Below are 2,619 nucleotides of genomic sequence, written 5' to 3' on the forward strand. Positions count from 1 at the left end.
ACCGTCGACCTCACCCTTACCAAGGGTGTGCTCTACCCCTGAGCTACATGAGCAAAACTTACGCATCCTCGGATGCTGGAGCGGGCAGCGGGAATCGAACCCGCACCATCAGCTTGGAAGGCTGAGGTTCTACCATTGAACTATGCCCGCCTACCCACTCTTGCTGCCTGATCCCTTCCGGGGCTCGGCGAAATCTGGTGGAGGGGGAAGGATTCGAACCTTCGAAGCTTTCGCGGCAGATTTACAGTCTGCTCCCTTTGGCCACTCGGGAACCCCTCCAACTGGCGGCATATGCTACCACCCTTTTCCATGTTGTCAAGATGCTGTTTTCTCAGCCTTCTTGTACGAAAACCCGGAGCCTTGTGGGCACTGGCTTCCCCATGGAACGCGGCGAATTGTGTCAAAGCAGCATAGAGAAAGCAAGCCCTGCGCGAATCTTTTCCAGTGCCACAGGCGGCGGGACCCTGGGCGCTCCGGACATCCGGCCGGCACGCTCGGCGGCGGTGAGCGGGAAGCAGGCCTCGAGACCGCCATAGACCATGTCCGGCCAGACCGCATGGGGCACCTGGAGCCCTCTGGAGACCACCCGAGCATCACCGCCGGTCAGCAGCAGTGGCAGCGCCACCCCCTCCATGTCGCACACTTCGGCATAGGTGCGATTGATGGCGCTTACCGCCGCCATGTAGATTCCGTGATTGACCGCCTCCACCGTGCGCCTGCCGGGGACCAGCAACTCCTCGGCCTCGCTGTCGGGATCGATGGCCACGTTGCGCGTTCCGAGCTTCAGGCTCTCCTTCATGAGCCTCAGCCCCGGCAGGATATAGCCTCCCAGGTGGCGACCGCCCGGCAGCACGAAGTCGATGGTGATGGCGCTGCCGCAGTCCACCGCACAGCAGCCACCCGCCAGCTGATAGCCGGCCAGCGCGCCAAGCCAACGGTCGACGCCCAGACGTTCTGGCTCATCATAGCCATTGGTCACGCCAAGCGCTTCCGACGTCGAGCGCGCCACGTGGACGTGGCCCACCTGGCGATAGAGCAGCGCCACGGTATCCTCCAGCACGGCGCGGCGCGCCACGCTGGAGATACGTACCGCCTCCACGACATCCAGATCGGGAATGTCCGCCCCCGGCCGCCACTCCTCTCGAGTCCATACGGCACCACGGGAGCGGATCTCGCTGCTGTCGGCGTCCTTGAGCCGCCACTTGGACAGGGTGTTGCCGATATCCAGGTCGAGGATCATGAACGAGCTCGCAGACTGATCTCACCGCCGGCCAGCCGCCGCAGTTCCCCCTGCCGACGGACCAGCAGATTCCCTGCGGCATCCACGCCCTCTGCCACCGCCGACTCGCGCTCCTGGCCACGCAACACATCCACCTCACGGCCCGCGAAGGCGTGACGTTCATTCCACGCCGCCTGCCACACCGCGAAGCTCTCCTTCTCGAAGTTGGCCACCAGAGCCAGAAGCCCTTCGACCAGTTCCACGGCGAGTTCGTTACGCGACAACCCGGAGGCCTGGTCATGAATGGCCGCCGCCGGCTGATCCAGGCCCTCTCGGAATGCCGGCGGCAGGTCAACGTTGATGCCCATCCCGATCACCACCGTGCAGGGCCCCGCGGTGTCTCCCGTCACTTCTACCAGGATGCCGGCCAGCTTGCCGAAGCCGCCGTCCGACTGCTCGAGCAGGACATCGTTGGGCCACTTCAGGCGTGGCGCCACCCCATGGCGCTCCAGCACCTCGGCCAGCACCACACCTGCCGCCAGGCTCAGCCCCTCCAGGGCCGCCACACCGGACTCAACCCGCCAGCCGAGGGACAGCATCAGGCTCCGCCCCCAGGGGGTACTCCAGGTGCGCCCACGCCGACCACGCCCGGCACTCTGCTGCTCGACCAGACAGACCTCGCCATGACCGGCGCCCTGGTCGAAGCGCTCTCGCAGGAAGGCATTGCTCGACGGCAGGGTCTCCTCGACGAAGAGCCGTGTCAGCAATCCGCGCGACTCCCGCGACAGCCCGGCGACGATGCGCGCGCCATCGAGAAGCTCCAGCGGCTCGGCCAGGCGGTACCCCTGCCCCTTCACCGCCTCCATGACGATTCCCAGCGCCTCGAGCTTGCGCAGCTGCTTCCACACGGCGGCACGCGACACGCCGAGCCGCTCGCCAAGCTGCTCGCCGGAGTGAAACTCGCCGTCACTGAGCAGGCGAATCAGGTCTACGATGGTCATTCGTAACCCTCAGACGGGAAAGGGCTCATTCTAGCGGATGCAAGGCGCCCCCGGAAACGCCGAAGGCATAAACACCGACAGCCGGCCTCTGGCGAGCCCCGGGCCGAAACGCGAAAAGCCCCGCGCTCTTTCGAACGCGGGGCCTTTCTATATAAGTGCCTGACGATGACCTACTCTCACATGGGGGTGAGACCGCCCGGCCCTTCGCGGCACCGCCGCGAGGGCGGTTGAACGACCCGAGCCCGCGAGGGGCCGGACCGCGAAGCGGCCCCACGAATAAAGAGCGGGGTTTCCCCATGACCATGAAAAAACCCCGGGCATCTGAATGCCCGGGGTTTTCTCGGTATAAGTGCCTGACGATGACCTACTCTCACATGGGGAGACCCCACACTACCATCG

2 protein-coding genes and 2 tRNA genes are annotated in these 2,619 nt (G+C 65.2%); all 4 read right to left on the minus strand.

The window, feature by feature from the left end:
• Positions 1 to 76: 76 nt before the first annotated feature.
• The 4 genes from IBX53_RS15690 to IBX53_RS15705 all read right to left on the minus strand — a co-directional run bounded on the left by IBX53_RS15690 (position 77) and on the right by IBX53_RS15705 (position 2,220).
• Positions 77 to 150 (minus strand) — tRNA-Gly (locus IBX53_RS15690).
• 45 nt (positions 151 to 195) lie between these two features.
• Positions 196 to 279, minus strand: a tRNA-Tyr gene (locus tag IBX53_RS15695).
• Positions 280 to 400: 121 nt separating this feature from the next.
• Positions 401 to 1,240 (minus strand): type III pantothenate kinase, encoded by an 840-nt coding sequence (locus tag IBX53_RS15700; protein WP_290911188.1) that lies wholly within the window; start codon positions 1,238 to 1,240, stop codon positions 401 to 403.
• Positions 1,237 to 2,220 carry a biotin--[acetyl-CoA-carboxylase] ligase gene (locus IBX53_RS15705; RefSeq protein ID WP_290911191.1) on the minus strand — a complete coding sequence of 328 codons (984 nt, stop codon included), beginning with the start codon at positions 2,218 to 2,220 and terminating at the stop codon, positions 1,237 to 1,239. The genes IBX53_RS15700 and IBX53_RS15705 overlap by 4 nt, the downstream gene beginning before the upstream one ends.
• Between the last annotated feature and the right edge of the window lie 399 nt (positions 2,221 to 2,619).

Origin of the sequence: Halomonas sp., from assembly GCF_014859505.1 — a bacterium.
GTDB lineage: Bacteria > Pseudomonadota > Gammaproteobacteria > Pseudomonadales > Halomonadaceae > Halomonas.

What these genes read in the sequence shown, in the direction of transcription:
- IBX53_RS15700 (WP_290911188.1), bottom strand. Translation starts at nt 1,240, where the DNA reads ATGATCCTCGACCTGGATATCGGCAACACCCTGTCCAAGTGGCGGCTC.
- IBX53_RS15705 (WP_290911191.1), bottom strand. Translation starts at nt 2,220, where the DNA reads ATGACCATCGTAGACCTGATTCGCCTGCTCAGTGACGGCGAGTTTCAC.